26 protein-coding genes are annotated in these 24,786 nt (G+C 60.1%); 17 read left to right on the forward strand and 9 right to left on the reverse strand.

Annotated elements, in window-relative coordinates; all coding sequences use genetic code 11:
* Positions 1-94 precede the first annotated feature (94 nt).
* On the forward strand, positions 95-1,105 hold the full coding sequence (locus NPS46_RS05495; RefSeq protein ID WP_274105425.1) for a zinc-dependent alcohol dehydrogenase family protein: 1,011 nt from the start codon (positions 95-97) through the stop codon (positions 1,103-1,105).
* 63 nt (positions 1,106-1,168) lie between these two features.
* On the opposite strand, the gene hppD is transcribed toward NPS46_RS05495, so the two are convergent.
* Positions 1,169-2,245 carry a 4-hydroxyphenylpyruvate dioxygenase gene (gene hppD, locus NPS46_RS05500; protein WP_274105426.1) on the reverse strand — a complete coding sequence of 359 codons (1,077 nt, stop codon included), beginning with the start codon at positions 2,243-2,245 and terminating at the stop codon, positions 1,169-1,171.
* Positions 2,246-2,702: 457 nt separating this feature from the next.
* Here hppD and NPS46_RS05505 point away from each other — a divergent pair, with 457 nt between their 5' ends.
* The 4 genes from NPS46_RS05505 (at position 2,703) to gloA (ending at position 6,155) form a co-directional block, all read left to right on the forward strand.
* A complete protein-coding gene (locus tag NPS46_RS05505) occupies positions 2,703-2,972 on the forward strand; it encodes a LysR family transcriptional regulator substrate-binding protein (RefSeq protein ID WP_337994233.1) in 270 nt (89 codons plus the stop codon).
* 105 nt (positions 2,973-3,077) lie between these two features.
* The gene (locus NPS46_RS05510; RefSeq protein WP_274105427.1) at positions 3,078-4,613 is read left to right on the forward strand and encodes an EAL domain-containing protein; all 1,536 of its coding nucleotides are present in this window, start codon (positions 3,078-3,080) and stop codon (positions 4,611-4,613) included.
* 262 nt (positions 4,614-4,875) lie between these two features.
* Positions 4,876-5,232, forward strand: a complete 357-nt coding sequence (locus NPS46_RS05515; RefSeq protein WP_274105428.1) for a histone-like nucleoid-structuring protein, MvaT/MvaU family — start codon at positions 4,876-4,878, stop codon at positions 5,230-5,232.
* Between the two features lie 392 nt (positions 5,233-5,624).
* Positions 5,625-6,155, forward strand: a complete 531-nt coding sequence (gene gloA / locus NPS46_RS05520; RefSeq protein WP_274105429.1) for a lactoylglutathione lyase — start codon at positions 5,625-5,627, stop codon at positions 6,153-6,155.
* 160 nt (positions 6,156-6,315) lie between these two features.
* On the opposite strand, the gene ahpF is transcribed toward gloA, so the two are convergent.
* The 4 genes from ahpF to galU all read right to left on the reverse strand — a co-directional run bounded on the left by ahpF (position 6,316) and on the right by galU (position 11,162).
* Positions 6,316-7,878: an alkyl hydroperoxide reductase subunit F gene (ahpF, locus tag NPS46_RS05525; protein WP_274105430.1), complete on the reverse strand. Its 1,563-nt coding sequence runs from the start codon at positions 7,876-7,878 to the stop codon at positions 6,316-6,318.
* A 125-nt stretch (positions 7,879-8,003) separates the two neighbouring features.
* The gene (gene ahpC / locus NPS46_RS05530; RefSeq protein ID WP_100941167.1) at positions 8,004-8,567 is read right to left on the reverse strand and encodes an alkyl hydroperoxide reductase subunit C; all 564 of its coding nucleotides are present in this window, start codon (positions 8,565-8,567) and stop codon (positions 8,004-8,006) included.
* 268 nt (positions 8,568-8,835) lie between these two features.
* A complete protein-coding gene (gene gorA, locus NPS46_RS05535) occupies positions 8,836-10,194 on the reverse strand; it encodes a glutathione-disulfide reductase (protein WP_274105431.1) in 1,359 nt (452 codons plus the stop codon).
* A gap of 128 nt (positions 10,195-10,322) precedes the next feature.
* Positions 10,323-11,162 (reverse strand): UTP--glucose-1-phosphate uridylyltransferase GalU, encoded by an 840-nt coding sequence (gene galU / locus NPS46_RS05540; RefSeq protein WP_274105432.1) that lies wholly within the window; start codon positions 11,160-11,162, stop codon positions 10,323-10,325.
* Between the two features lie 305 nt (positions 11,163-11,467).
* On the opposite strand from galU, the gene NPS46_RS05545 reads away from it, so the two are divergent.
* Entirely contained in the window at positions 11,468-11,749 is a 282-nt protein-coding gene (locus NPS46_RS05545; protein ID WP_274105433.1) for a hypothetical protein, read from the forward strand.
* Positions 11,750-11,757: 8 nt separating this feature from the next.
* Here the strand turns inward: NPS46_RS05545 and NPS46_RS05550 are convergent, their stop codons facing one another.
* The 4 genes from NPS46_RS05550 to NPS46_RS05565 all read right to left on the reverse strand — a co-directional run bounded on the left by NPS46_RS05550 (position 11,758) and on the right by NPS46_RS05565 (position 14,211).
* Positions 11,758-11,988 (reverse strand): hypothetical protein, encoded by a 231-nt coding sequence (locus tag NPS46_RS05550; protein WP_274105434.1) that lies wholly within the window; start codon positions 11,986-11,988, stop codon positions 11,758-11,760.
* A gap of 69 nt (positions 11,989-12,057) precedes the next feature.
* Positions 12,058-12,984 (reverse strand): c-type cytochrome, encoded by a 927-nt coding sequence (locus NPS46_RS05555; RefSeq protein WP_274105435.1) that lies wholly within the window; start codon positions 12,982-12,984, stop codon positions 12,058-12,060.
* Positions 12,984-13,631, reverse strand: a complete 648-nt coding sequence (locus tag NPS46_RS05560; RefSeq protein WP_274105436.1) for a c-type cytochrome — start codon at positions 13,629-13,631, stop codon at positions 12,984-12,986. Before NPS46_RS05560 ends, NPS46_RS05555 begins: the two co-directional genes overlap by 1 nt.
* A 229-nt stretch (positions 13,632-13,860) precedes the next feature.
* Positions 13,861-14,211 (reverse strand): hypothetical protein, encoded by a 351-nt coding sequence (locus NPS46_RS05565; RefSeq protein ID WP_274105437.1) that lies wholly within the window; start codon positions 14,209-14,211, stop codon positions 13,861-13,863.
* 203 nt (positions 14,212-14,414) lie between these two features.
* Here NPS46_RS05565 and NPS46_RS05570 point away from each other — a divergent pair, with 203 nt between their 5' ends.
* From NPS46_RS05570 to NPS46_RS05620, 11 genes are all read left to right on the forward strand, one after another.
* Positions 14,415-14,717 (forward strand): DUF1883 domain-containing protein, encoded by a 303-nt coding sequence (locus tag NPS46_RS05570; protein ID WP_274105438.1) that lies wholly within the window; start codon positions 14,415-14,417, stop codon positions 14,715-14,717.
* 18 nt (positions 14,718-14,735) lie between these two features.
* Positions 14,736-14,906, forward strand: a complete 171-nt coding sequence (locus tag NPS46_RS05575; protein WP_274105439.1) for a hypothetical protein — start codon at positions 14,736-14,738, stop codon at positions 14,904-14,906.
* 6 nt (positions 14,907-14,912) lie between these two features.
* A complete protein-coding gene (alkB, locus tag NPS46_RS05580; RefSeq protein WP_274105440.1) occupies positions 14,913-15,563 on the forward strand; it encodes a DNA oxidative demethylase AlkB in 651 nt (216 codons plus the stop codon).
* 193 nt (positions 15,564-15,756) lie between these two features.
* Positions 15,757-16,824, forward strand: coding sequence for an NAD(P)H-dependent flavin oxidoreductase (locus NPS46_RS05585; protein WP_274105441.1), 1,068 nt, complete (start codon positions 15,757-15,759; stop codon positions 16,822-16,824).
* Between the two features lie 141 nt (positions 16,825-16,965).
* Positions 16,966-17,733 carry a molybdate ABC transporter substrate-binding protein gene (modA, locus tag NPS46_RS05590; protein ID WP_274105442.1) on the forward strand — a complete coding sequence of 256 codons (768 nt, stop codon included), beginning with the start codon at positions 16,966-16,968 and terminating at the stop codon, positions 17,731-17,733.
* Positions 17,734-18,414, forward strand: coding sequence for a molybdate ABC transporter permease subunit (modB, locus tag NPS46_RS05595; RefSeq protein WP_274105443.1), 681 nt, complete (start codon positions 17,734-17,736; stop codon positions 18,412-18,414).
* Between the two features lie 2 nt (positions 18,415-18,416).
* Positions 18,417-19,505: a molybdenum ABC transporter ATP-binding protein gene (modC, locus tag NPS46_RS05600; RefSeq protein WP_274105444.1), complete on the forward strand. Its 1,089-nt coding sequence runs from the start codon at positions 18,417-18,419 to the stop codon at positions 19,503-19,505.
* An 84-nt stretch (positions 19,506-19,589) separates the two neighbouring features.
* Entirely contained in the window at positions 19,590-20,294 is a 705-nt protein-coding gene (locus NPS46_RS05605) for a YoaK family protein (RefSeq protein ID WP_274105445.1), read from the forward strand.
* A 135-nt stretch (positions 20,295-20,429) separates the two neighbouring features.
* Positions 20,430-22,139: a SulP family inorganic anion transporter gene (locus NPS46_RS05610; RefSeq protein WP_274105446.1), complete on the forward strand. Its 1,710-nt coding sequence runs from the start codon at positions 20,430-20,432 to the stop codon at positions 22,137-22,139.
* A gap of 85 nt (positions 22,140-22,224) precedes the next feature.
* Positions 22,225-22,434: a hypothetical protein gene (locus tag NPS46_RS05615; RefSeq protein ID WP_274105447.1), complete on the forward strand. Its 210-nt coding sequence runs from the start codon at positions 22,225-22,227 to the stop codon at positions 22,432-22,434.
* 131 nt (positions 22,435-22,565) lie between these two features.
* The gene (locus NPS46_RS05620; protein ID WP_274105448.1) at positions 22,566-24,740 is read left to right on the forward strand and encodes a TonB-dependent receptor; all 2,175 of its coding nucleotides are present in this window, start codon (positions 22,566-22,568) and stop codon (positions 24,738-24,740) included.
* Positions 24,741-24,786 lie beyond the last annotated feature (46 nt).

Below are 24,786 nucleotides of genomic sequence, written 5' to 3' on the forward strand. Positions count from 1 at the left end.
TCGCGCCCATGGAAGCGGGCACAAGGTCTACTGTTGTCCTGCACGCCTCTTCAGGTACTTTCTCTTATCCCTCTAGCGACCAGGAACCCCTGCCATGACCAACAAGACGCTTTATGTGGAAGCCGGCGGCGGCTACGATCGTGTGGTACTCGGCAACAGTGAAGTGCGTGCCCCCGCTGCCCACGAAATCAGTGTGCGCCTGCATGCCAACTCCCTCAATTACCATGACTTTGCCGTGGTCAGCGGAATGTGGGGGCCCAGCGAGCGGCGTATTCCCATGGCCGACGGCGCCGGCGTGGTCACGGCGGTGGGCTCGGCCGTGAGCGAATTCAAGGTCGGCGACTCGGTCGTCAGCACCTTTTTCCCTGACTGGATCGACGGCACCCCATTGGTCGAAGGCTTTGCCACTGTGCCTGGCGACGGCATCGACGGCTACGCCCGCGAGCACGTGACCGCCCGGGCCTGTGCCTTTACCCTCGCGCCCCAAGGCTATAGCCACGCCGAAGCGGCGACCCTGACCACCGCCGGGCTGACCGCCTGGCGTGCGCTGATGGTCGATGGTGCCCTACAACCGGGCGATACGGTGCTGGTCCAGGGCACGGGCGGCGTCTCGATCTTCGCCCTGCAGTTCGCCAAACTGGCCGGCGCCCGGGTCATTGCTACCTCCTCCAGCGATGCCAAGCTCGAGCGGCTGGAAGCCATGGGGGCGGACCATCTGATCAACTATCGCAAGACCCCCAACTGGGGCGAGACCGCCCGCCAGTGGACCGGTGGGCGCGGTGTCGACCATGTGATTGATGTCGGTGGGCCAGCCACCCTGGAGCAATCAATGCTCGCCGCCCGTGTGGCCGGGCAGATTTCATTGATTGGGATTTTGACCGGTGTCGCGGGCAATTTCCCGCTGGTGCTGGCGCTGGTCAAGCAACTGCGCCTGCAAGGCGTACTGGTGGGAAGCCGGGCCCAGCAACAGGATATGGTCCGCGCGCTGGACGCTTCGACTATGCGCCCGGTGATCGATCGCCATTTCCCGCTGAGCGAAATCGTCGAAGCGTTTCGCTACCAGGAAAGCAATCAGCACTTCGGCAAGATCTGCCTGGATATCTAGACCCAGGCCCGCAGCCCGCCTTGTTGACGCAAGCCCGCTTGCACCAACAAGGCGGCGCCGGGGTTACTCGGCGTTGAGCACGCCGCGGCGCACCTGATCGCGCTCGATGGACTCGAACAGTGCCTTGAAGTTGCCTTCGCCAAAGCCATCGTCGCCCTTGCGCTGGATAAATTCAAAAAACACCGGGCCCATCAGGGTTTCCGAGAAGATCTGCAACAACAGACGCTTGTCGCCGGCCTCGGACGAGCCGTCCAGCAGGATGCCACGGGCCTTGAGCTCATCTACCGGCTCGCCGTGATTGGGCAAACGGCCTTCGAGCATTTCATAGTAGGTATCCGGTGGCGCGGTCATAAAGCGCATGCCGATCTTCTTCAGTTGGTCCCAGGTCTTGATCAGGTCGTCCGTAAGGAACGCCACGTGCTGGATGCCCTCGCCGTTGAACTGCATCAGGAACTCTTCGATTTGCCCGGCGCCCTTGGACGACTCTTCGTTGAGCGGAATGCGGATCATGCCGTCCGGGGCGGTCATGGCCTTGGAAGTCAGGCCCGTGTACTCACCCTTGATATCGAAATAGCGAATTTCGCGGAAGTTGAACAACTTCTCGTAGAAGTTGGCCCAATAGGCCATGCGCCCGCGATAAACGTTGTGGGTCAGGTGATCGATGATTTTCAGGCCCGCACCCGGTGGGTTGCGGTCGACGCCTTCGAGGAACACGAAGTCGATGTCATAGATCGAGCTGCCTTCGCCAAAGCGGTCGATCAGATACAGCGGTGCGCCGCCAATGCCCTTGATGGCCGGCAGATGCAGCTCCATAGGACCGGTCTTGATCTCGATGGGCTGGGCGCCCAGCTCCAGGGCACGGGTGTAAGCCTTCTGCGCATTCTTGACGCGAAAAGCCATGCCGCAGACCGACGGGCCATGCTCGGCCGCAAAGTAGGAGGCGACGCTATGGGGTTCGTTGTTGAGGATCAGGTTGATCACGCCCTGGCGATACAGATGCACGTCTTTGGAGCGGTGGCTGGCCACCTTGGTAAAGCCCATGATCTCGAAGATCGGCTCCAGGGTATTGGGAACCGGCGATGCGAACTCGATGAACTCAAAGCCCATCAGGCCCATGGGGTTTTCGAAGATATCTGTCATGGTGGCGCCTCATCATCATTTTTAGAATTAACGGAACGTTAGTCATTGAGGATGCAGACGCGCACGGGTGGCGCGCAGGAGATGCCACGCACGCTGCGGGCCAGGAAGTCGCCGTAGATCAGTGGGAAACCGAGTGTTTTCATTTCGCCGTTCTCTGCTGGGCGAGGCTTCTGTTTCCAGAAGTCATTATTCTTGTATGCGTAAGCGGATTCTACATACCGTAATACGGTTTGTCCTACTTCCCGCTCCACGATTCACCACTGGCCGATTGCACAGGTACAGTCCGGCGAGAATCAGCAGCCCACCTGCGCCCATGTAATACCCAATACAGGCCAGCGCTGAAGCAAACACCCCAGGTAGCCAAGACCACGTCAGTGCCGAGCATCCAGCGCAGCAATCGCCGTGATATCGGCCTCTCCTTGCATCAGTGTAGCCAGCCATAGCATCACGGGTCGACATGGCGCCCAATGCCGCGCAGCGCCTGGTTCCAAACATCCACTACCGCTGCTCCCAGTTGCTCAGTACCCTGGCGACGGTCGAACGTAGTGCAGCGATCACCCTGGTCGCCGAAGGCGCGCTTTCTGAGGTGCTGGGCCCGGGCCTGCAAAAAATCCCCCTCAGGCCTCTGTTCAAGCGAACCGTCGGCCTGGCAGTCTTGGATCGGCGCGGGGCATCGCCGGCGGCCCAGGCTTTTATCAAGATGGCCGTAAACTCACGCCAAAACTGAACCCCAGTGCAGCCAAGCCGTCTATCATGGCGTTAGCTGTGCTCCCGCATGGATGGCCCACGGCCCTCCCCCACGACAGCCCTCCATTGAGGTAAGGCGTATAGAATGCCCTTGACTGCCACCGGCCCGCGCTCTTGGTCCGCTCGCCATGGCCTGGCGCTGGTCGCCGGCCTGCTTCCCATTACTCTGGGCCTGCTTATGCTCAGTTGGCAGGCCGAGCGCACGCTCCAGCAGATCTCCCTGCAGGCGGCCAACGACTCGGTCAAGCAGTTCGACCTGATGCTCGGCCACGCCGCTCGCTCAGCTGGCGAACTCCTGCCGCTGGCCGGACAGGAGTGCTCGAAGAACCTGTTTGCCCTGCGCGATCAGGTAACACGACGGCCTTTTGTACGCAGTACCAATCTGGTCAATAACAACATCCTGTATTGCAGCTCGCTGTTTGGTGACTTCAACGAACCGTTCGATCCCAGCCAGTACGTCGACGGCACACTCCGTCTCATGGACGGCAATCCCGTCACCCCAGGTTCGGGTGTGCTGATCTACCGCATCGCGGATGGAGAACGCAGCGCCCTGGTCGCCATCGATGGCTTTCACCTGAGCAATATCCTTTCCTTGATCAGCCACAAGACCCGGCTCTTCTTCAAGGTGGGCGAGCACTGGATCGCAGCCGATGGCCAGGTCCGCGACTCGGCTCCGCCAGTCTTCCCGGTGGCGGATAACCAAGTCACGTCCAACCGCTTTGCCTACAGCATCGAAGCCGGTTTCCCCAAGGGAGAGGTCTGGCGCTACATGCAGGCCGAGTATCCTGTGTTATTCGGCTTGCTGGTCCTGCTTGGCGCACTGGCCGGCGGTAGCACCCGCTGGATGCAGAAGCGCGCATCGGCGCCGACCCACGAACTGCAACGGGCATTGGAAGCACAGGAATTTATCCCCTACTTCCAACCGGTGGTCCGCGGTGAGGATGAGGCCTGGGCCGGGGCTGAAGTGCTGATGCGCTGGCAACACCCGCGCGAGGGCCTGGTGCGCCCGGACCTGTTTATTCCCTTTGCCGAGCAATCGGGCCTGATCATGCCGATGACCCGTTCGCTGATGCGGCAGACCGCCAAGCTGCTGGCCCCCCACGCCGACAAACTGAGCCCCGGCTTTCACCTGGGCATCAATATCACGGCCGGACACTGCCATGAACTGGACCTGGTCGAGGACTGCCGCGAATTTCTAGCGGCCTTCAAGCCGGGACAGGTCATCCTCGTGCTGGAATTGACCGAGCGTGAGCTGATCGAACCAGGGCCGGTGACGCACCAACTCTTCCGTGAGTTGCACGAACTGGGGGTGATGATTGCCATTGACGACTTCGGGACCGGGCACTCCAGTCTCAGTTACCTGCGTACGCTCAATGTCGACTACTTGAAGATCGATCAGAGCTTTGTCGCAATGATCGGCGACGATGTCCTGTCCCGACATATCCTCGACAGCATTATCGAGTTGTGCAGCAAACTGAACCTGGGAATCGTTGCCGAGGGCGTCGAGACGCGCGAGCAGCGCGACTATCTATTGGGACACCACGTCGACTTTCTGCAGGGCTACCTTATTGCACGGCCCATGCCGCCGGCCGACTTCCTTAAGTGCTTGGGCGCGACCTGACGCGGCAACGACTACATGGCGCTGTCGCTGTTTCGTGGTTGATTTTCAGCCATTCCATAGAGATAGATCATTTACCGGCCACCCATTAGCAACTACACTTTTTTTCAGTGCGTACATCTCATATCAAAACTTAATGACTGATATGAGTTCTATTATTGTCGTTGCATCCCCCCGCACGGGGGCCCGTTAACCGAATGCGCCACGCTTATCGCCTTATCCAAGGATGATCCTGTCGACCGCCTACGCTGATGGAGTAAAGATCTTGTCCAAACTTGCAGAATTTCGCGCTGCCGAGAAGGCACTCAAAGAGCAGATCGCTCAACTCGAGGCCCTGAAAAACGATACCCGCCTCAAGAAAGAAATCGAGTTCGAGAGCGCTCTTCAGGACCTGATGAAGACCTATGGCAAGAGCCTGCGGGATATCATTGCCATTCTCGCCCCCAACCCAGGCAACCTGGCTACTACGGCTCCCAAGCAGCGTCGGCCGCGGGTGGTGAAGGTTTATCGCAACCCCCACACTGGCGAGCGGATCGAAACCAAAGGTGGCAACCACCGCGGACTCAAGGCCTGGAAAGAGCAGTACGGTGCCGGCACCGTTGATAGCTGGTTACAAGTTTGAGCCGACTCTTGTATCGCCCACTACTCGCCTTGCCTATGCTGGGCGAGTTAATACTTTAGTGCGCTGATCGCAACTCTCTCTCGCTCATTCCAACCTATGGGCCTAGCTATTTGCAGGCTTATTCCCTTTCTTTCGTAGTACCCCGCAAAAAGTTGCAGACAATCTTCTTGCGACTACTTCGTTATTTTCAGCTTTCAGATAAAACACTCTTTACCTCCGTGAGATTTCACATTTTTTTCACATCCACTCTTCCAGGATGAAGGCTGCTAAAGGACTAGCGCCCCATGCCCGCTTCGGCGGGCTTCTTTATGCCTGCGCTCAGCGATTTGGCATTGCGCCGGGCAAGTCCGTATCATTCCGTATCAGGTTTTCATTTCTTTTACGGAGGGCCCATGAGCCTGCAAGCACTCAATTCATTCCCAGGCGTCACGGCGCAACCCGATAGCGCCACCGCCCGCTTCGTGTTCAACCACACCATGCTGCGCGTCAAGGACATCACCCGCTCCCTGGATTTCTATACGCGCATCCTGGGTTTCTCCCTGGTGGAAAAGCGTGACTTCCCGGAAGCCGAGTTCAGCCTGTACTTCCTCGCCCTGGTCGATAAAGCCCAGATCCCGGCCGATGCCGCCGAGCGTACCGAGTGGATGAAATCGATCCCCGGCATCCTCGAGCTGACCCATAACCATGGTACGGAAAACGATCCGGACTTTGCCTACCACAACGGTAATACCGACCCACGCGGCTTTGGCCATATCTGCATCTCGGTGCCGGATATCCGGGCAGCCTGCGAGCGCTTCGAACAACTGGGTGTTGATTTCCAGAAGCGCCTGAACGATGGGCGCATGAAGAGCCTGGCGTTTATCAAGGACCCGGACAATTACTGGGTCGAGATCATCCAACCCGCGCCCCTGGCCGATGCCTGAAACCCAGGCATAGAAAAAGCCCCATGAGCAATCATGGGGCTTTCTTGTTTCAGGACTGACAACAGCCCTATACCAACACCAATGCCTGAATCCGTCGTCCGAATCGGCTCGGTTTCAACAGGGCTACGGCCATCGCGTCCGAATCAGTCCGCTGTCGGCCTCAAGCCGGCGCCGAGCTGCGGATCAGGTGATCAAAGGCGCTCAGCGAAGCCTTGGCGCCCTCGCCCACAGCAATCACGATCTGCTTGTACGGCACGGTCGTCACGTCGCCGGCGGCGAACACACCGGGCAGCGAGGTCTCGCCACGGGCATCGACCACGATCTCGCCACGGTTCGACAGCTCGACAGTCCCCTTGAGCCAGTCGGTGTTCGGCAGCAGGCCGATCTGTACAAAGATCCCTTCCAGTTCGACCGTATGGATCTCGCCAGACTGCCGATCCTTGTAGCGCAGGCCATTGACCTTCTGCCCATCGCCGGTTACTTCGGTGGTCTGGGCATGGGTGATCACGGTCACGTTCGGCAAGCTGTGCAGTTTGCGCTGCAGAACCGCATCGGCGCGCAGTTGTACATCGAACTCCAGCAGTGTCACGTGGGCCACGATACCGGCCAAATCGATGGCCGCTTCAACACCAGAGTTGCCCCCGCCAATGACCGCCACGCGTTTGCCCTTGAACAGCGGGCCATCGCAATGTGGGCAGTAGGCGACACCGCGGCTGCGGTACTCCTGCTCACCGGGCACGTTCATTTCGCGCCAGCGTGCACCGGTGGCCAGGATCACGGTCTTGGCCTTGAGCGAGGCACCGCTGGCAAAGTGGATTTCGTGCAGCTCGCCATGCTGGCCGGGAATCAGCTTGTCGGCACGTTGCAGGTTCATGATATCGACGTCGTACTGTTTGACGTGTTCTTCCAGGGCCATGGCCAGTTTCGGCCCTTCGGTCTCCTGGACCGAGATAAAGTTCTCGATGGCCATGGTATCGAGTACCTGGCCGCCAAAGCGTTCAGCAGCAACACCGGTGCGAATACCTTTGCGCGCGGCGTAGATCGCCGCTGCAGCGCCGGCTGGACCACCGCCGACCACCAGCACGTCAAAAGCTTCCTTGGCGCTGATCTTTTCAGCCTGGCGCTCGATGGCGCTGGTGTCGATCTTGCCGAGGATTTCTTCAAGGCCCATGCGGCCCTGACCGAAGTTGACACCGTTCAGGTACACGCTGGGAACAGCCATGACCTGACGCTGATCGACCTCATCCTGGAACAACGCACCGTCGATGGCGACGTGGCGGATATTGGGGTTGAGCACCGCCATCAGGTTCAACGCCTGAACCACGTCCGGGCAGTTCTGGCAGGACAGCGAGAAGTAGGTCTCGAAGTTGAACTCGCCCTTGAGCGAGCGGATCTGTTCGATCACTTCGGCGCTGGCTTTCGATGGGTGGCCGCCGACTTGCAGCAGGGCCAGCACCAGCGAAGTAAATTCGTGCCCCATGGGGATACCGGCGAAACGCAGGCTGATATCGGCTCCAGGGCGGTTCAGCGAGAACGAAGGCTTGCGCGCATCGTTGCCGTTGTCGAGCAAGGTAATCTTGTCGCAAAGGCTGGCCACATCTTTGAGCAAGGCCAGCATTTCTTGAGATTTCGCGCCGTCATCGAGGGAGGCGACGATCTCGATCGGTTGGGTGACCCGTTCCAGGTACGACTTCAACTGGGCTTTAAGATTGGCGTCCAACATGATGGGCGATCTCCTTTGTTCATTCTGTAGAAATAACAACGCCCAGGTGTCTACCACCCGGGCGTTATAGGGCGGTGCGGCTTACTTAGAAAGTGCGGATGACCGCCCTTGACTGACTCACAGACTTAGATCTTGCCGACCAGGTCCAGAGACGGAGCCAGAGTGGCCTCGCCTTCTTTCCACTTGGCTGGGCACACTTCGCCTGGGTGCGCAGCAACGTACTGAGCGGCCTTGATTTTGCGCAGCAGCTCGGAAGCGTCGCGGCCTACGCCACCGTCGTTCAGTTCAACGATCTTGATCTGGCCTTCTGGGTTGATCACGAAAGTACCGCGATCAGCCAGACCCGCTTCTTCGATCAGCACGTCGAAGTTGCGCGAGATGGTCAGCGTAGGGTCGCCGATCATGGTGTACTGGATTTTGCCAATAGCTGGCGAGGTGTTGTGCCAGGCAGCGTGGGCAAAGTGGGTGTCGGTGGAAACGCTGTAGATCTCAACGCCCAGTTTCTGGAATTCGGCGTAGTTGTCTGCCAGGTCTTCCAGCTCGGTTGGGCAAACGAAGGTGAAGTCAGCCGGGTAGAAAAACACCACAGACCACTTGCCTTTCAGATCGGCGTCCGACACTTCGACGAATGCGCCATTTTTGAATGCAGTTGCTTTGAAGGGTTTAACTTGGCTGTTGATGATAGGCATCGTTGACTCTCCGTCAGGGTTGAAAAAGTTGATGGGTGAATCATACCCATGGCTCTGCCGATTGGCTCATTGGCAAAGCTGATACTACTGATTAGGTTTCTCTATCAAGTGACTCTATAAATAGAAGAAAACCATATCCGCGACTCTAGCGGATTTCTGCGACGGTGACATGACCATCGCGTCACATAGCAGTAGGCCGGGAGTGTACCGGCCACTGCCAGGGGCGTCACGACCTCTGGCCGCCAACCGCCGGGCCAGAGGCCCGCGATTAGTTTACGAGTGGTGTACGCATCGTCACGAACTCTTCCGCCGCGGTGGGGTGAACGCCAATGGTTTCGTCGAAATCACGCTTGGTCGCCCCGGCCTTCAACGCAATCGCCAGACCCTGGATAATCTCGCCGGCCTCCGGCCCCACCATATGGCAACCCAGCACCTTGTCGGTGTCGGCATCGACCACCAGCTTCATCAGGGTCCGCTCCTGGCAATCGGTCAGCGTCAGCTTCATCGCCCGGAAGCGGCTCTCGAAGATCTGCACCTTGTGCCCTGCTTCGCGGGCCTGCTCCTCGCTCAGGCCAACGGTGCCAATGTTCGGCAGGCTGAAGACGGCCGTCGGAATCATCTGGTAGTCCACCGGACGATACTGCTCGGGTTTGAACAGACGACGCGCCACAGCCATGCCTTCGGCCAGCGCCACCGGCGTCAGTTGCACTCGCCCGATCACATCGCCAATGGCCAGGATTGATGGCTCGTTGCTCTGATATTGCTCGTCAACCTCGATAAAGCCGCGTTTGTCGAGTTTTACTGCGGTGTTTTCCAGGCCCAGATTGTCGAGCATTGGTCGCCGGCCCGTGGCGTAGAACACGCAGTCGGCCAGCAACTCGCGGCCGTCCTTGAGGGTCGCCTTGAGGCTGCCGTCAGGCTGTTTGTCGATCCGCACGATATCGGCATTGAACTGCAGGTCCATACCGCGCTTGCTCAGCTCTTCATGCAGGTGTTTGCGCACGGCACCATCGAAACCGCGCAGGAACATCTCGCCGCGGTAAACCAGGGTGGTCTGCGCGCCCAGGCCATGGAAAATCCCGGCGAATTCGACCGCGATATAGCCGCCACCCACTACCAGCACGCGCTTGGGCAAGGACTTGAGGTAGAACGCCTCGTTGGAACTGATGGCGTGTTCGCGCCCGGGGATCTCGGGGATCTGCGGCCAGCCGCCCGTGGCGATCAGAATATGCTCGGCGCTGAACCGCTGACCATTGATCTCGACCTCATGGGGCCCGACCAGCTTGGCATGGCCCTCGTACAGGCTGACGCCACTGTTGACCAGCAGGTTGCGATAGATGCCGTTGAGGCGCTGGATCTCGCGATCCTTGTTGGCAATCAGGGTCGCCCAGTCGAATTGAGCTTCGCCCAATGACCAACCAAATCCCTGGGATTGTTCGAAGTCTTCGGCGAAATGAGCGCCATAGACCAGGAGTTTTTTCGGAACGCAGCCGACGTTGACACAGGTCCCACCCAGATAGCGGCTTTCAGCCACCGCCACCTTCGCGCCGAAGCCCGCAGCAAACCGCGCGGCACGGACACCGCCGGAACCGGCGCCAATTACAAACAAATCAAAATCGTAGGCCATTTCACTCTCCTAGGCAGGCACACAGCACAGCCCTTGCTGTCCTCAGGGCCAGTGCTGTTCCTACATGGGGTCCATAAATGAAAAAACCACCCTCAGGTGGTTTTTTCAGTTCCGTTCAGGCGGCTGAATCAGTACGCCTTGCCGGTTTTGTAGAAGTTTTCAAAGCAGAAGTTGGTGGCTTCGATGTAGCCTTCTGCCCCACCGCAGTCAAAGCGCTTGCCTTTGAACTTGTAGGCAATAACGCAACCGTTTTGCGCCTGCTTCATCAGCGCGTCGGTGATCTGGATTTCACCGCCCTTGCCTGGCTCGGTTTGCTCGATCAGGTCGAAGATATCCGGGGTCAGGATGTAGCGGCCGATAATGGCCAGGTTCGACGGTGCATCTGCCGGCGCTGGCTTCTCGACCATGTTGCGAATGCGGTACAGGTCGTCACCGATCATCTCGCCGGCAATCACGCCGTATTTGTTGGTTTCTTGCGGGTCGACTTCCTGGATCGCGACAATCGAGCAGCGGTATTGCTTGTACAGCTTGACCATCTGGGTCAGGACGCCGTCGCCTTCCAGGTTGACGCACAGGTCGTCTGCCAGCACCACAGCAAACGGCTCGTCGCCGATCAGTGGGCGGCCCGTCAGGATCGCGTGCCCAAGGCCTTTCATTTCGGTCTGGCGAGTGTAGGAGAATGAGCACTCGTCCAGCAGGCGACGGATACCGACCAGGTATTTTTCCTTGTCAGTGCCCTTGATCTGGTTTTCCAGCTCGTAGCTGATGTCGAAGTGATCTTCCAGAGCGCGCTTGCCGCGGCCGGTCACGATGGAGATTTCACTCAGCCCGGCTTCCAGGGCTTCCTCTACACCGTATTGGATCAGTGGCTTGTTCACCACCGGCAGCATTTCCTTGGGCATGGCTTTGGTCGCTGGCAGAAAGCGAGTGCCGTAACCGGCTGCTGGGAACAAGCATTTCTTGATCATATGAGTCCTTAAAAAGGCTGGGCTTACGAGTTTCGGCGCAGTCTAATCAGGCGGCGTTCACCTTACAATGCCCCGCTGATGGCCTACCGATGCCAAGATAGAGAAATCCTAGGCCAGATAGTTCCTCGGCGCTGTAAATATTGCGTCAGACGCCCTTTACGAGCGGCCCATTCGGGCGCTGAATGCCGGCTGAGCTAGCGTGGGAACCGGGGCGTTTCCTTGCGCTCTATACCTGCATGGCACTTCGCTATAGCGTGCCCTCGGACAGCGGGCCGCCTCCCTTATTTCTGGATGAAAACGCATTGATGAAAACATGCATGGCACTGATGGCGGTCGTGGTACTGGGCGGTTGCGCCACCGTCTCCGACACCTACCTGAACAACGGTGAGCAAGGGCTGACCATCGACTGCTCGGGCGAAGCCAATTCCTGGGCCGCCTGCTATGAGAAAGCCAGTGAGTCCTGCGCGGGCGCGCAGTACGAGATCAGGGGCACCGACGGCACGCCGGCCCCCAAGGAAAGCGAGAAAACCCTGGGCGTGGATGTCGGTAACTACAAGAGTCGCAGCGTGGTGGTGGTCTGCAAGTAGGCTCAAGCCTACATATGGATTTCGGCGAACTTGATGCCCAGTGAGCGTACCGTCTCGATCAAATCGTCCAGGCGGGCAAAGGACTCGACTTCATCGTTGTCGTCGACCAGAAAGAAGCTACGCCCTGCGCTTTTCTTGAAAAACACGATCCACTCCCCCGAGTTCGCCGGGTTCTGAATCACATGGGTTGCCGAAATATGGCCTTCGGCATGCCGTTCTCTAACCTGTTCGCGCTTCATTTGAACTCCACCCATAACAATGCCGCCAACGCCTTGCGCGTTGACGGCATTTTCCAATCGGCGTGCAGTTTACTTGATACCTTGCCCGACCAGAACTCCATCGACTTTCTGGCCGTAGAAGTTGATGCCATCGTTGGCATGGAACTTCTCGCGGGTTTTCTCGATCGAGCCATCGATCAGGCGCGGATCCTGCGGGCGCTCATGCTTGTTGACATAAGCTGCAACGTCCCAGGCCTGCTCATCGCTCAACGAGCCCGGCTTGCCCAGGGGCATGTTGTGCTTGATAAACGATGCCGCCGTATTGACCCGGTGCATGCCCGCGCCCCAGTTGTAGGAGTCCTTACCCCACAACGGCGGCATCACGTAGTCCTGGCCGACCTTCTGGCCCTGGCCATCGGCACCGTGGCAAACCGCGCATTGCTCCTGGTAAACCTTGGCGCCGCGCTTGATATCGAAGCCCTTGGCCGGCTGCACGACATCCGGGTAGCCACGGCCTGGCTGCTCGACACCAATCGGCGCCTTACTGGCAAGCCAGTAGGCGTACACCGACAGCGCCGTGATCTCCGGGCTATCCGCCGCCGGTGGCTTGCCGCCGTTCATGCTGAACTGAAAGCACCCTTGCAGACGCTCGGCGTAGGTATTGACCTTGTCGTTTTTCTTGCGATAGGCCGGGTACATCGGGTAGGCCCCCCACAGCGGTGCCGAGTTGGCCAGACGCCCCTGATCCAAGTGACAGTTGCTGCAGTTGAGCCCGTTGCCGACGTACTGCGGCGCCAGGCGCTTGGTGTCGACAAACAGCGCATAGCCTTGGCGAACCATCTTGCCGTAGGCGTTATCCGGCAGTTCGCTTTCACTCGGCGGCTGGAAGTACTCGCCCACATGGCTGCTGGCAGGCGGCGCCTTGATCTGCGACTGGTCTTCCATGGCAATCGGTGCCGCCAGCGCGCTCAATGGCGCCAGGGCGAACAGCAAAGGGCTGAGCATCAGACGTTTCATTATTTGACCTCCCGGGCGGTCAGGGAAGCGAAATAATCGGCGATTGACTTAACCTCTTCAGCGGTCATGGACTTGGCAATGTGGCCCATCAGGTCGTTGGGATCATTGCGCCGCGTGCCGTCACGCCAGCCGTTGAGTTGGGCGACCAGGTAGCTGGCCGGTTGGCCGGCCAATGGCGGGAAGGCATCACCGACGCCGACGCCACCTGGGCCGTGGCAGCTGCTACAGGCCGGAATCTGACGATCCCAAGCACCTTGCAGGGCCAGTTTTTCGACAGCATTGGTCGGCGTTTCGCTACGGGCCAGTTGCGGTGTCTTGGGCGCAGGCAGCGCGGCCAGGGTCTGGGTGACCGCGGCGATTTCTTCTTCAGTCAGGGCTTTGGCCAACGGCTCCATCACCGGGTTACTGCGGGTGCCGGCCTTGAAATCATGCAACTGCTTGCTCAGGTAGGCGGCGGGCAGGCCGGCCAGGCGCGGAAAACCTGCCGCTGCCATCCCCATGCCATCGGGACCATGGCACGCGATACAGGCCATGGCGCCTGGTTGCGCGCCACCCTGGGTCATGACCTTTTGCCCATCTGCCGCCTGGGCGGTGTTGAGCAACGCGAACAACAAGCCGCCCAACAGTGCTCGATCCAACGGGATCATGGCTCTCTCCTCATCTTTCTAGTTATATGCTTATCACGGAAAAGAATATGACTTTAAACCCTGCGACAATTTGACATCAACCAAAAAGTGACCAAAGCGTGACCCGCAAGTCGAAATGTGCCTAGAGCACTGCCTCAACCAAAGCAAAGGCCCGACGCTTTCTTTGGAAGCGTCGGGCCTTTAGGAGGCTCGCTGCCGAGGCGTATGCGCCCGGCTCAAGGTAGGTGCCCTAGCCGGAAATACACTGGGTCGCGGCATCGCGCACTTGTGTCGAGCGTAATGGCAGATTGGCGAGAAACTCGTGCACCTTGATGCTGCTGCCGCCCGAGCGCTCCTCGATATCGAACACCGCCGCCGGTGCTGAGGACAGCGATTGGGCGATAATCACCCGGTAGCCGTCTTCGCGGGCCTGTACGACCGCGGGCTCGCGACTGCCAGCCAGCTTGTCGGAAACACAGCGAGCATAGGCATCCGGCTTTTTCCCGGAGATGACATTCATCGACGGGGGCGTCTGCTCGATATCCGCCACTGTGGTACAGCCACTGATCGCCAGCACCATGACCCAAACTCCCCGCTTCATCCGGTAAACCTCGCTTAAAGACCCTTACGACAAGACCCGTTGGAATTTTCTCCCTGAAAAGACGGATTAATCTGGAAAACAAAGAAAAAAATACTCAAGTCCGCCCCTCGCCGGCCCCATAATGGGCGCCCCGTGGCGACCCGAAAAACCCACGGCACAAGCTATTGTTTTGATTGTGTAGAAAAAGCCGTTTGGAGGCGCCCATGAAATTCATCCACCAGCGCGAGCACTTGAACGAAGACGACATTGTCGTGATCGACTGCTCCCAGGTCTGCAATATCCGGCTGATGAACGACGCCAACTTCCGCAGCTTCAAAAATGGTGGACGGCACACCTACCATGGCGGCGCGTTCGACCAGTTCCCGGCCAAGATCACCATCCCCAGCACCGGGTTCTGGAATATCACCATCGACACCGTCAATCGGCGCCCGATCAGCGTGACGCGCAAACCCAACCTGACTCATTCCATCCGCATCATCCGCCGCTCCAGCTCGAAACTGCGCTAGGCAGGCCCAGGAAAGACCGTGACCCAGACCACCAAGTACGTCATCAAGTACAAGCTCGACGGTGAACGCCGTTTCGAGTTTGCCCAGCTCCAGACCGGCAGCGAAGCCGAAGCCCGCGCAGCCCTGGAGGCCATCCACGGCACCCAAGGCGAAGTCATCAGCGACATCAAGGTCAGCAAGGCGCTGTAAGCGACGATGACGCCTGATCTGTTCAGCGATGTCGAGCAGCCACCCAGGACGCTCGGCATTGGGCGCGAGGCTTTCGTACTAAGAGGCTTTGCCCTGGATTTCGCCGACCGGCTGCTCGCACCGCTCAATCAGGTGATGACCCTGGCGCCCTTGCGCCATCTGGTCACACCGTCGGGCCTGAGTTTGTCGGCGAGCACGACCTGTTGCGGTGCGCTTGGCTGGATCAGTGATCGCTTCGGCTATCGCTACAGTGCATTCGATCCCCTGAGTGGCCAGCCATGGCCGTCCATGCCCGAGGTGTTTCTCGACCTCGCCGGCCAGGCCGCTGCAGCAACGGGCTTTGGCGCTTTCGTCCCCGACGCCTGCCTGATCAACTGCTATCGCCCCGGTGCACGCATGGGCCTGCATCAGGACCGTGACGAACGCGATTTCGCCGCGCCTATTGTTTCGGTTTCGCTGGGCCTGCCAGCCACCTTTCTCTTTGGTGGTCACCAACGCAGCGATAAACCCGCACGCATTTCTCTGCTCCACGGCGACGTGGTGGTCTGGGGTGGCGAGGATCGCCTGCGCTTTCACGGGATCATGCCGCTGTCTGCAGGCGAGCATCCCGACTGGGGTGAGCGAAGAATCAATCTGACATTTCGAGTCGCCGGCTAGGCAATAAAGTACTTTAATATAGATATACAACTAACTGTTTTAATTAAGTTTTATGCTAAATCTTAAAGTGCTTTCTAGCATGGGCGCAGCAGCCTTGCCGCGCTCTTTTCACACCACAAGACAGTTGAGACGGGCGCGCACTGCTGTTACAACCACCGGCCTGCCTCCCACCTTTTCAGAAGGACATCCTTGCATGAGTCAGTGGCCTGATACGCGTATCCTGGATCTGCTGGGCATCGAACTGCCGATTATCCAGGCCCCCATGGCCGGCGCCACGACCGCAGCCATGGTGATTGCCGCCATCAAGGGCGGCGCCCTGGGCTCACTGCCTTGCGCCATGCTGACCCTCGAGCAGGTCCGCCAGGAAGTGCTGAGCATTCGCCAGGCAAGCCAGGGCCCCTTGAATCTGAATTTTTTCTGCCATCAACCACCAGCGCCGGACGCCGTCCGTGAAGCGGCCTGGAAACGGGCCCTGGAGCCCTACTACCGTGAGCTTGGCGTGGACTTCAATGCCCCGACGCCCGTCTCCAATCGCGCGCCCTTCGACGAAGCAGGCTGTGCCTTGATCGAGGAGCTACGCCCCGAGGTGGTCAGCTTCCATTTCGGCCTGCCGCCCAAACCGCTGCTCGACCGCGTCAAGGCGACCGGGGCGAAGGTGCTATCGTCGGCCACCACGGTGGCCGAGGCCATCTGGCTGGAACAGCACGGTTGTGACGCAATCATCGCCATGGGCTACGAAGCGGGCGGCCATCGCGGCATGTTTCTCAGCGATGACCTCAATACCCAGGTCGGCACCCTCGCCCTGGTGCCCCAGATTGCCGATGCGGTCAGCGTTCCGGTGATTGCCGCCGGCGGCATCGGTGATGGCCGCGGCCTTGCGGCGGCCCTGATGCTCGGCGCTTCGGCGGCCCAGGTCGGCACCGCCTACCTGTTTACCCCCGAGGCCAAGGTTTCGCCCAGCCATCACCAGGCCCTGCGCACTGCCAAGGACAGCGATACCGCCCTGACAAACCTGTTTACCGGGCGACCAGCCCGGGGCATCGTCAACCGGGTCATGCGCGAACTGGGGCCGATCAACGCCAAGGCCCCGGCCTTTCCGCTGGCCGGCGGCGCGCTGATGCCGTTGCGGGCCAAGGATGAAGCCGATTTCGCCAATCTCTGGTCTGGCCAGGCGCTGGGCCTGGGACGCGACCTGTCGAGCGCCGAGTTGACGCGGCGACTGGCCGAGCAGGCGCTGGCACGACTCAAGCTCAGGGACTAGATACACAGCCCCGGCAGCACCAGGAACATTCCGTTCGTCGACAATTCGCTATATATTCATTTATATAGCGAATCACCCCTACCGGCGCATCCTCTTCCAATAACCTGCTGTGTGCGCCTACGTCCACCACGGAGCTGTTCCATGACTATCCGCCCATCACGTTTTGCCCCGACATGCCTGGCAACCCTGCTGGCAGTCTTCGCGCTAGGAAGCGCCCAGGCCGATGAAGTCCAGGTGGCCGTCGCCGCCAACTTCACTGCGCCGATCCAGGCCATCGCCGCCGATTTCGAAAAGGACACCGGGCACACGCTGATCGCGGCCTATGGCGCCACCGGGCAGTTCTACACCCAAATCAAGAACGGCGCGCCCTTCGAAGTGTTTCTCGCCGCCGATGACAGCACCCCGGCCCGCCTCGAAAAAGAGGGCGATATTGTCCCCGGCTCGCGCTTCACCTACGCCATAGGCACCCTCGCCCTCTGGTCCGCCAAGGACGGTTATGTCGATGCCAACGGCAAGGTACTCAAGGACAACCAGTACCAGCACCTGTCCATCGCCGATCCAAAAACCGCTCCCTACGGTCTGGCAGCCACCCAGGTGCTGGCCAAGCTGGGCCTGACCGACAAGGTCAAGGACAAGCTGGTGACTGGCCAGAACATCACCCAGGCGTTCCAGTTTGTCTCCACCGGCAATGCCGAACTGGGCTTTGTCGCGCTGTCCCAGATCTACAAGGACGGCAAGGTCACCAGCGGTTCGGCCTGGGTTGTCCCGGCGGACATGCATGAGTCCATCAAACAGGACGCCGTGCTACTCACCAAAGGCAAGGACAACGCAGCCGCCAAGGCGCTGATGGACTACCTCAAGGGGCCGAAAGCCGCTGCCGTGATCAAGTCCTACGGCTACGAGCTCTAAATGCCGCTCTCGAGTGCCGATTTCGCCGCGATCTGGCTGACCCTCAAGCTGGCCTCCCTGACCACGGCGATTCTGTTGGTGGTCGGCACTCCGATTGCACTTTGGCTGGCCCGCACCCCTTCACGCTGGCGCGGGCCAGTCGGAGCCATCGTCGCCCTGCCCCTGGTGCTGCCACCGACGGTGATCGGCTTTTACCTGCTATTGGCCCTTGGCCCCCACGGTTTTATCGGTCAGTTCACCCAGTCCATCGGGCTGGGCACCCTGACCTTCAGCTTTAGCGGGCTGGTGCTGGGCTCGGTGATCTATTCCATGCCCTTTGTGGTCCAGCCGCTGCAAAACGCTTTTATCGCCATCGGCAAACGCCCACTGGAGGTCGCCGCGACCTTGCGGGCCAATCCCTGGGACACCTTTTTCAGTGTGATCTTGCCCCTGGCCAGGCCAGGCTTTATCACAGCCGCCATCCTGGGCTTTGCCCACACGGTCGGCGAGTTCGGCGTGGTGCTGATGATCGGCGGCAATATCCCGCACAAGACCCGGGTGGTCTCGGTGCAAATCTATGACCATGTCGAAGCCCTGGAATACGCCCAGGCACACTGGCTGGCGGGCGCCATGCTGATATTTTCGTTCCTCGTGCTGCTGGCGCTTTACTCCAGCCGTAAAACCAAAATGGGTTGGGGCTAGCGATGAGCGCGTCAATCGAAGTACGCCTGCAGCTCGACTATCCGGGCTTCGACCTTGACCTTGACCTGCAACTGCCCGGGCGAGGTGTCACGGCGCTGTTCGGGCATTCCGGCTCGGGCAAGACCACCTGCCTGCGCTGTATCGCCGGCCTGGAACGTGCCAGCCAGGCATTTGTGCGGATCAACGATGAAGTCTGGCAGGACAGTCGCCAGAAAATATTCATCCCACCGCACAAGCGCGCCCTGGGTTATGTCTTCCAGGAGGCCAGCCTGTTTCCCCACCTCTCGGTGCGGGCGAATCTGGAGTTCGGCTTGCGCCGCATTCCCCGGAGCCAGCGCCAGGTCGATATGGCCCAGGCCACCGGTCTATTGGGCATTGGTCATCTACTGGAACGGGATCCAGGCACGCTGTCCGGCGGCGAACGTCAACGCATCGGCATCGCCCGCGCCCTGCTGACCAGCCCCAGGTTATTGTTGATGGACGAGCCATTGGCTGCCCTCGATTCACGGCGCAAGGCCGAAATCCTGCCGTACCTCGAACGCCTGCATGAGGAGCTGGATATCCCGGTGCTCTATGTCAGCCACTCCCAGGATGAAGTCGCCCGCCTGGCCGACCATATCGTCCTGCTCAGCGAGGGCCGCGCCCTGGCCAGCGGACCGATTGGCGAAACACTGGCGCGCCTGGACCTGCCATTGGCCATGGGCGACGACGGCGGTGTGGTCATCGAGGGGCTGGTCAGCAACTACAACGCAGCCTATCAACTGCTGACCGTACGCCTGCCCGACAGCGAGTTGCAGATGCGCGTGACCCATACCGAACTGGCCCAGGGCACCCCGCTGCGGATCAAGGTCCAGGCCCGGGATGTCAGCCTCAGTCGTCACTACGATGAGCAAAGCAGCATCCTCAATCGCCTTCCTGTTGTGGTCACCGGTGAAGCGCCGGCAGATAACAGCGCCCATATGCTGGTCCGCCTCGACGTCGGCGGCACACCCTTGCTGGCCCGCATCACCCGTTACTCGCGAGACCAGCTCGGCCTGCACCCGGGCCAGCAACTCTGGGCACAGATCAAGGCAGTCGCCGTACTCGCCTGAGGACCGGCGACCGCAGGCTGGCCAAGCCACAGAGCCGCGAGGCAAACTGGTGGGCACGACTGCCCTGTTCAAGGAACCGAATCGATGTTGCCGTTACCCGGTCTAGTGCGACGCAACCCACGTCACTTACGTATTCAGGCCTGGCGGGCGCGCATCGGCCTGGGGCTGGTGGCCAGTCTTTCGCTCCTGGCGGGCATGACCGATGCCATCGGGTTTATGGCCACCGGCGATTTCGTTTCATTTATGAGCGGCAACACCACCCGCCTGGCGGTGGCGGTCAGCGAAGGAGAGCTGGGCTTGACCCTGCGCCTGCTCACCGCAATCGCCGCATTTGTAGTGGGCAACGCGTTGGGGGTGGTCATCGGTCGCCTCAGCGGTCACCGCGCCCTGCCCCTGATGCTGGGCATCGCCGCACTGCTATGTGGTGCGGCTACGCTGCCCCAGAGCGGGCAATTGCTCGCGCTGATCGCCGCCATTTTGGCCATGGGCATGCTCAATGCCGCCGTCGAACAGGTCAATGGGCTGCCCATCGGGCTGACCTATGTCACCGGGGCACTGTCGCGCTTTGGCCGCGGGCTCGGGCGCTGGCTAATGGGCGAGCGGCGCAACGGCTGGCGGGTGCAACTGGTGCCCTGGAGCGGAATGTTGCTGGGCGCCATATTAGGCGCACTACTGGAGAGCCAGTTCGGCTTGCGTGCGTTATGGGCCAGTGCCTTGATAGCCGTAATACTCGGCCTGGTATCACTCTGGATTCCTCGTCGCTGGCAGAAGGAATACATGCCCAGATAAGTGGGATTCGTCTTTATGTAAATAGATGGCCAATGGCCTTATGCTGACCCTAGTCAAGGACGAGCACGCGGGAGATCTGCTCTACTGCGCGGCTTTTGTGTCTTGCCGCTTCATGGCTTTTCAGGAGATCTACCCATGGCGCTTTCCCGTTGGCTACCCGGGCTGGCCGACCTTCTTCATTACAAACGCGAGTGGTTTCAGTCCGACCTGCAGGCCGGCCTGTCAGTGGCGGCTATCCAGATCCCCATTGCCATTGCCTACGCACAGATTGTTGGCTTCCCTCCCCATGTCGGGCTATACGCCTGCATTCTGCCGATGATCATTTACGCCCTGGTGGGCAGTTCCCGCCAGTTGATGGTCGGCCCCGATGCCGCCACCTGCGCCATGCTTGCCGGTGCCATCGCCCCCTTGGCCATGGGTGACCCTCAGCGTCTGGCGGCATTGTCGGTCATTACCACGATCATGGTGGGCCTGATGCTGATCGCCGCCGGGGTCGCCCGGGCCGGCTTTATTGCCAGCTTCTTCTCACGGCCCATCCTGATCGGTTATCTCAACGGTATTGGCCTGAGCCTGCTGGCCGGGCAGTTGGGCAAGGTGCTTGGTTACAAAACCGAGGCCGACGGCTTTATTCTCAGCCTGGTCAATATGCTGAGCCGGATCAACGAAACCCATATCCTCAGCCTCCTGCTGGGCCTCTTCGCCCTGGGCCTGCTGATCTGGCTGCCGCGCCGCTATCCCAAATGGCCCTCGGCGCTGGTCGCCGTGGCAGTCGCCACCGTATTGGCAGCGTTGTTTCGCCTGGACCTTTTCGGCGTCGCCGTACTGGGTGCGGTGCCCTCCGGCATGCCGGAACTGAGCTGGCCGCAGAGCAATCTGGGCGAAATGAAAAGCTTGCTGCGCGACGCCCTCGGGATTGCCACGGTCAGTTTTTGCAGCGCGATGCTGACCGCCCGCAGCTTTGCCGCGCGTCACGGTTATGCAGTCAATGCCAACCGTGAATTCATTGCCCTGGGTCTGTCGAACATCGGCGCCGGGGTTTCCCAAGGCTTTGCCATCAGCGGCGCCGACTCGCGCACCGCCGTCAATGATATGGTCGGCGGCAAAAGCCAGTTGGTCGGCATCATCGCAGCCCTGGTGATTGCCCTGACCCTCCTGCTGTTTACCGCACCGCTGGCATGGATTCCGCAGCCGGCGCTCGGTGCCGTGCTGCTGATGGCCGGCTGGGGCCTGATCGATATTCGCTCGATGCGCAGAATCTACTCCCTGAGCCGCTTCGAGTTCTGGCTGTGCGTGCTAACCACCGTCGGCGTGCTGGGCGTTGGCGTACTGCCCGGCATATTGATCGCCGTGACCCTGGCAGTACTGCGCCTGCTGCAAACCATCTACCAGCCCACTGACGCTGTACTGGGCTGGGAGCGCGGCGTGGAAGGCCAGGTCAATATCGCCCGGCATCCCAAGGCGCGAACCTACCCGGGCCTGGTGATCTACCGATTCGACGAGGCGATCCTGTTCTTCAACGCCGACTACTTCAAGATGCGGATCCTCGAAGCCGTCGCCAACGAGCCCAATGCCAAGGCCGTGCTGTTCGATGCCGAAGGCGTGACATCGATCGATGTCAGCGGCCTGGCCGCCCTGAACGAAGTGCGCGAAACCCTGAAGGCCCAGGGCATTATCCTGAGTATCTCCCGGGCTCGCGGCACCTTCCTGCGCATGCTCGTACGCTCCGGCTTCGCCCGGGAAATGCGCCCGGGCCAAGTCTTTCGCTCGGTGCGTGCCGGGGTTAGGGCCTACAGGCTTTGGCGAATCAGCAACAGAAGAAAAGGCACAAATCTGCAGCCAGCCTGAGGAAATTCCGGCATCAGCCATAGACCAGGCGCAAGGCGGTTCCGCCTCGCCTGGGCTAACGTTGGCCTAACGTCGAGGATTACCCATGCCCAATACCGATCTGCTCCCCGCCCTGCTCTCCAAGCTCAATGAAAACCAGCTGGCGCTGGAAAGCGCCATTGTCGAGTTATCCAACTGGGTCGAGCAGCAAGGCTCAGCCGACATCGCCGACCATGTACGCAGCACCCTGGACCCACTCGATCACAACCACGAATTCATCAGCATGGCCCTGGCGGTCCTGATGACGCCAGAATGAGGCGCGCTAGAGCCCTTTAGGCCAGTACACCAGATATACATTTCGACACTGTTTGCTCGGAACTTTAAATTGATTGAGATTCGTTTGCATATAAGAATCCCCGCACTTTTTAGGCCGAGGTTCATTTCTTCATGTCCCGTAACAACACTCCATACCCTAATGCTTCCCGCCGGTTGTGGTCGACTTCGCTGGGCTTTCTGGCCCTCGGTATTTCCGAAAGTGCGCTGGCTGCGGGCGTGCCCGAGAAACGCGCAACGCCTCCTGAACACAATGCACTCACGCTAGACAGTACCGAGGTCACAGGCGAGCAGCATGGTGGCTACAAAAAGGATGTGTCCAGCTCGCCGAAATTCACCGCGCCCCTGCGCGAAACGCCCAAGTCCGTCACCATCATCACCGATACCTTGATGCAGGAACGCGGCGTCACCTCCCTGGCCGATGCCCTGCGTACGACCCCAGGCATCACCTTTGGCGCAGGTGAAGGCGGCACGCCACTGGGCGATCGCCCCTTTATCCGGGGCTATGAAGCCAGCACCGATATCCTGATTGACGGCATCCGCGATGTCGGTCGCCTGTCCCATGAAACCTTTAACGTCGAACAGGTCGAAATCGTCAAGGGCCCGGGCTCGGCCTATGCTGGCCGCGGCTCCACCGGGGGCACGATCAACCTGGTCAGCAAGACCGCACGCGCCGAAGACTTCACTCAAGGCAGCCTGCGACTGGGGACCGACCAACTGCGCCGCACGAGCATCGATGTAAACCGCTACCTGCCCGAGCAGAACATGGCCTTTCGCTTGAATGCCATGAAGCATGAAGCCGATACCCCGGGACGTGATGATGTCGAAGTCAGCCGCTGGGGCATTGCCCCCACCCTGACCTTTGGCCTGCACACCCCGACTCGCTTGACGCTCAGCTACTACCACATGCAGAGCGACGATATCCCCGACCAGGGCCACCCGATGTCGGAGATCACCAAGAAGCCGGTCAATGTCGACCGCGACAACTTCTACGGCTTCGCCAAACGCGACTTTCGCAAGACCTCCAGTGACCTGGCAACCTTCCAGCTCGAGCATGACCTCAACGAGCACATGACCCTGCGCAACACCCTGCGTGGCAGCCGCAGCATGCAGGACTACGTCATGAGCCGTGCGTCCCTCACCGCAGCGCAGGAGCAGGCCGGCATCGTCGCCCGGGGTCCGGCGCGCGGGCGCAATGTGGTGAACAAGGCACTGATCAACCAGACCGACCTGTTCGGCAAGTTCGATACCGGCTCCATTACCCATAGCTACAGCGCCGGTCTGGAGTTCTCCCGGGAACGCCTCGACACCAAGGCGCGGTACGCAACCTCCAGGGATATCGATGCCGGCGACCTGAACCATCCCAACCCCAACGATCCTTATGCGCCTTACGGGCGTGGCAATGGCAGTCACAGCGAGGTCAAGCACAACAACCGCGCCCTCTACCTGATGGACACCCTGGCCCTGCATGAACAATGGGACCTGAACCTGGGCGTGCGTTATGACGACTACCACGTCTCCGACGCCAAGCTGACCAACAAGAACAACCTGTGGAACTACCAGGCCGGCATCGTCTTCAAGCCACTGCCGTACGGCAGTATCTACCTGAGCTACGGTACCTCCTCCAACCCTTCGGGCGAAACCGCCGGTCAATCGGGGGGCGCGGATGGCCCGGCAGGGGGCGGCTTGCTCGACCTCGATCCGGAAAAAAGTCGCAGCCTGGAACTGGGGACCAAGTGGGATCTGCTTGACGAGCGCCTAGCGCTAACGGCGGCCGTGTTCAAGACGGAAAAAACCGATGGCCGCTCCTATGACGCCGCCACGGGCGAAGTCAGCTTGACCGGTAATAGCGAAGTTCAGGGCTTCGAAGTGGGGGCCACTGGCAGCATCACTGATCGCTGGGACATTGCGGCGGGCTATACCTATCTCGATGCCAAGACAGTCAAGTACGCCAATTCACGCGAAAGCTTCGACGGCAAGCAGGCCAAGTTTATTGCGCCCCATAGCGGCAGCGTCTGGACCACCTACATGCTGACCGAGCGCTGGAAAGTCGGCGGTGGCGCCAACTACATGAGCAAACGCTATGTCGACGACGCCAATATCAAGAGCCTTGATGCCTACTGGCGTTACGACGCGATGGTTGCCTACCGGGTCAACAAGAACCTGGACCTGCAGTTCAACGTCTTGAACCTGACCGACGAAACCATCTACGACGCCTCCCATGTGGGCGTGTTCGCCAACGTTGCACCGGGGCGCTCGGCCGAACTGGCCGCCAACTTTCGCTTCTAGAGCGATCTTGAGCGGACGGCCTCGCCGCCCGCTCAACACTCACCAC

This window comes from Pseudomonas putida, from assembly GCF_028682395.1.
GTDB lineage: Bacteria > Pseudomonadota > Gammaproteobacteria > Pseudomonadales > Pseudomonadaceae > Aquipseudomonas > Aquipseudomonas putida_AB.

What these genes read in the sequence shown, in the direction of transcription:
- NPS46_RS05495 (WP_274105425.1), top strand. Translation starts at nt 95, where the DNA reads ATGACCAACAAGACGCTTTATGTGGAAGCCGGCGGCGGCTACGATCGT.
- hppD (WP_274105426.1), bottom strand. Translation starts at nt 2,245, where the DNA reads ATGACAGATATCTTCGAAAACCCCATGGGCCTGATGGGCTTTGAGTTC.
- NPS46_RS05505 (WP_337994233.1), top strand. Translation starts at nt 2,703, where the DNA reads ATGGCGCCCAATGCCGCGCAGCGCCTGGTTCCAAACATCCACTACCGC.
- NPS46_RS05510 (WP_274105427.1), top strand. Translation starts at nt 3,078, where the DNA reads ATGCCCTTGACTGCCACCGGCCCGCGCTCTTGGTCCGCTCGCCATGGC.
- gloA (WP_274105429.1), top strand. Translation starts at nt 5,625, where the DNA reads ATGAGCCTGCAAGCACTCAATTCATTCCCAGGCGTCACGGCGCAACCC.
- ahpF (WP_274105430.1), bottom strand. Translation starts at nt 7,878, where the DNA reads ATGTTGGACGCCAATCTTAAAGCCCAGTTGAAGTCGTACCTGGAACGG.
- ahpC (WP_100941167.1), bottom strand. Translation starts at nt 8,567, where the DNA reads ATGCCTATCATCAACAGCCAAGTTAAACCCTTCAAAGCAACTGCATTC.
- gorA (WP_274105431.1), bottom strand. Translation starts at nt 10,194, where the DNA reads ATGGCCTACGATTTTGATTTGTTTGTAATTGGCGCCGGTTCCGGCGGT.
- galU (WP_274105432.1), bottom strand. Translation starts at nt 11,162, where the DNA reads ATGATCAAGAAATGCTTGTTCCCAGCAGCCGGTTACGGCACTCGCTTT.
- NPS46_RS05545 (WP_274105433.1), top strand. Translation starts at nt 11,468, where the DNA reads ATGAAAACATGCATGGCACTGATGGCGGTCGTGGTACTGGGCGGTTGC.
- NPS46_RS05550 (WP_274105434.1), bottom strand. Translation starts at nt 11,988, where the DNA reads ATGAAGCGCGAACAGGTTAGAGAACGGCATGCCGAAGGCCATATTTCG.
- NPS46_RS05555 (WP_274105435.1), bottom strand. Translation starts at nt 12,984, where the DNA reads ATGAAACGTCTGATGCTCAGCCCTTTGCTGTTCGCCCTGGCGCCATTG.
- NPS46_RS05560 (WP_274105436.1), bottom strand. Translation starts at nt 13,631, where the DNA reads ATGATCCCGTTGGATCGAGCACTGTTGGGCGGCTTGTTGTTCGCGTTG.
- NPS46_RS05565 (WP_274105437.1), bottom strand. Translation starts at nt 14,211, where the DNA reads ATGAAGCGGGGAGTTTGGGTCATGGTGCTGGCGATCAGTGGCTGTACC.
- NPS46_RS05570 (WP_274105438.1), top strand. Translation starts at nt 14,415, where the DNA reads ATGAAATTCATCCACCAGCGCGAGCACTTGAACGAAGACGACATTGTC.
- alkB (WP_274105440.1), top strand. Translation starts at nt 14,913, where the DNA reads ATGACGCCTGATCTGTTCAGCGATGTCGAGCAGCCACCCAGGACGCTC.
- NPS46_RS05585 (WP_274105441.1), top strand. Translation starts at nt 15,757, where the DNA reads ATGAGTCAGTGGCCTGATACGCGTATCCTGGATCTGCTGGGCATCGAA.
- modA (WP_274105442.1), top strand. Translation starts at nt 16,966, where the DNA reads ATGACTATCCGCCCATCACGTTTTGCCCCGACATGCCTGGCAACCCTG.
- modB (WP_274105443.1), top strand. Translation starts at nt 17,734, where the DNA reads ATGCCGCTCTCGAGTGCCGATTTCGCCGCGATCTGGCTGACCCTCAAG.
- modC (WP_274105444.1), top strand. Translation starts at nt 18,417, where the DNA reads ATGAGCGCGTCAATCGAAGTACGCCTGCAGCTCGACTATCCGGGCTTC.
- NPS46_RS05605 (WP_274105445.1), top strand. Translation starts at nt 19,590, where the DNA reads ATGTTGCCGTTACCCGGTCTAGTGCGACGCAACCCACGTCACTTACGT.
- NPS46_RS05610 (WP_274105446.1), top strand. Translation starts at nt 20,430, where the DNA reads ATGGCGCTTTCCCGTTGGCTACCCGGGCTGGCCGACCTTCTTCATTAC.
- NPS46_RS05615 (WP_274105447.1), top strand. Translation starts at nt 22,225, where the DNA reads ATGCCCAATACCGATCTGCTCCCCGCCCTGCTCTCCAAGCTCAATGAA.
- NPS46_RS05620 (WP_274105448.1), top strand. Translation starts at nt 22,566, where the DNA reads ATGTCCCGTAACAACACTCCATACCCTAATGCTTCCCGCCGGTTGTGG.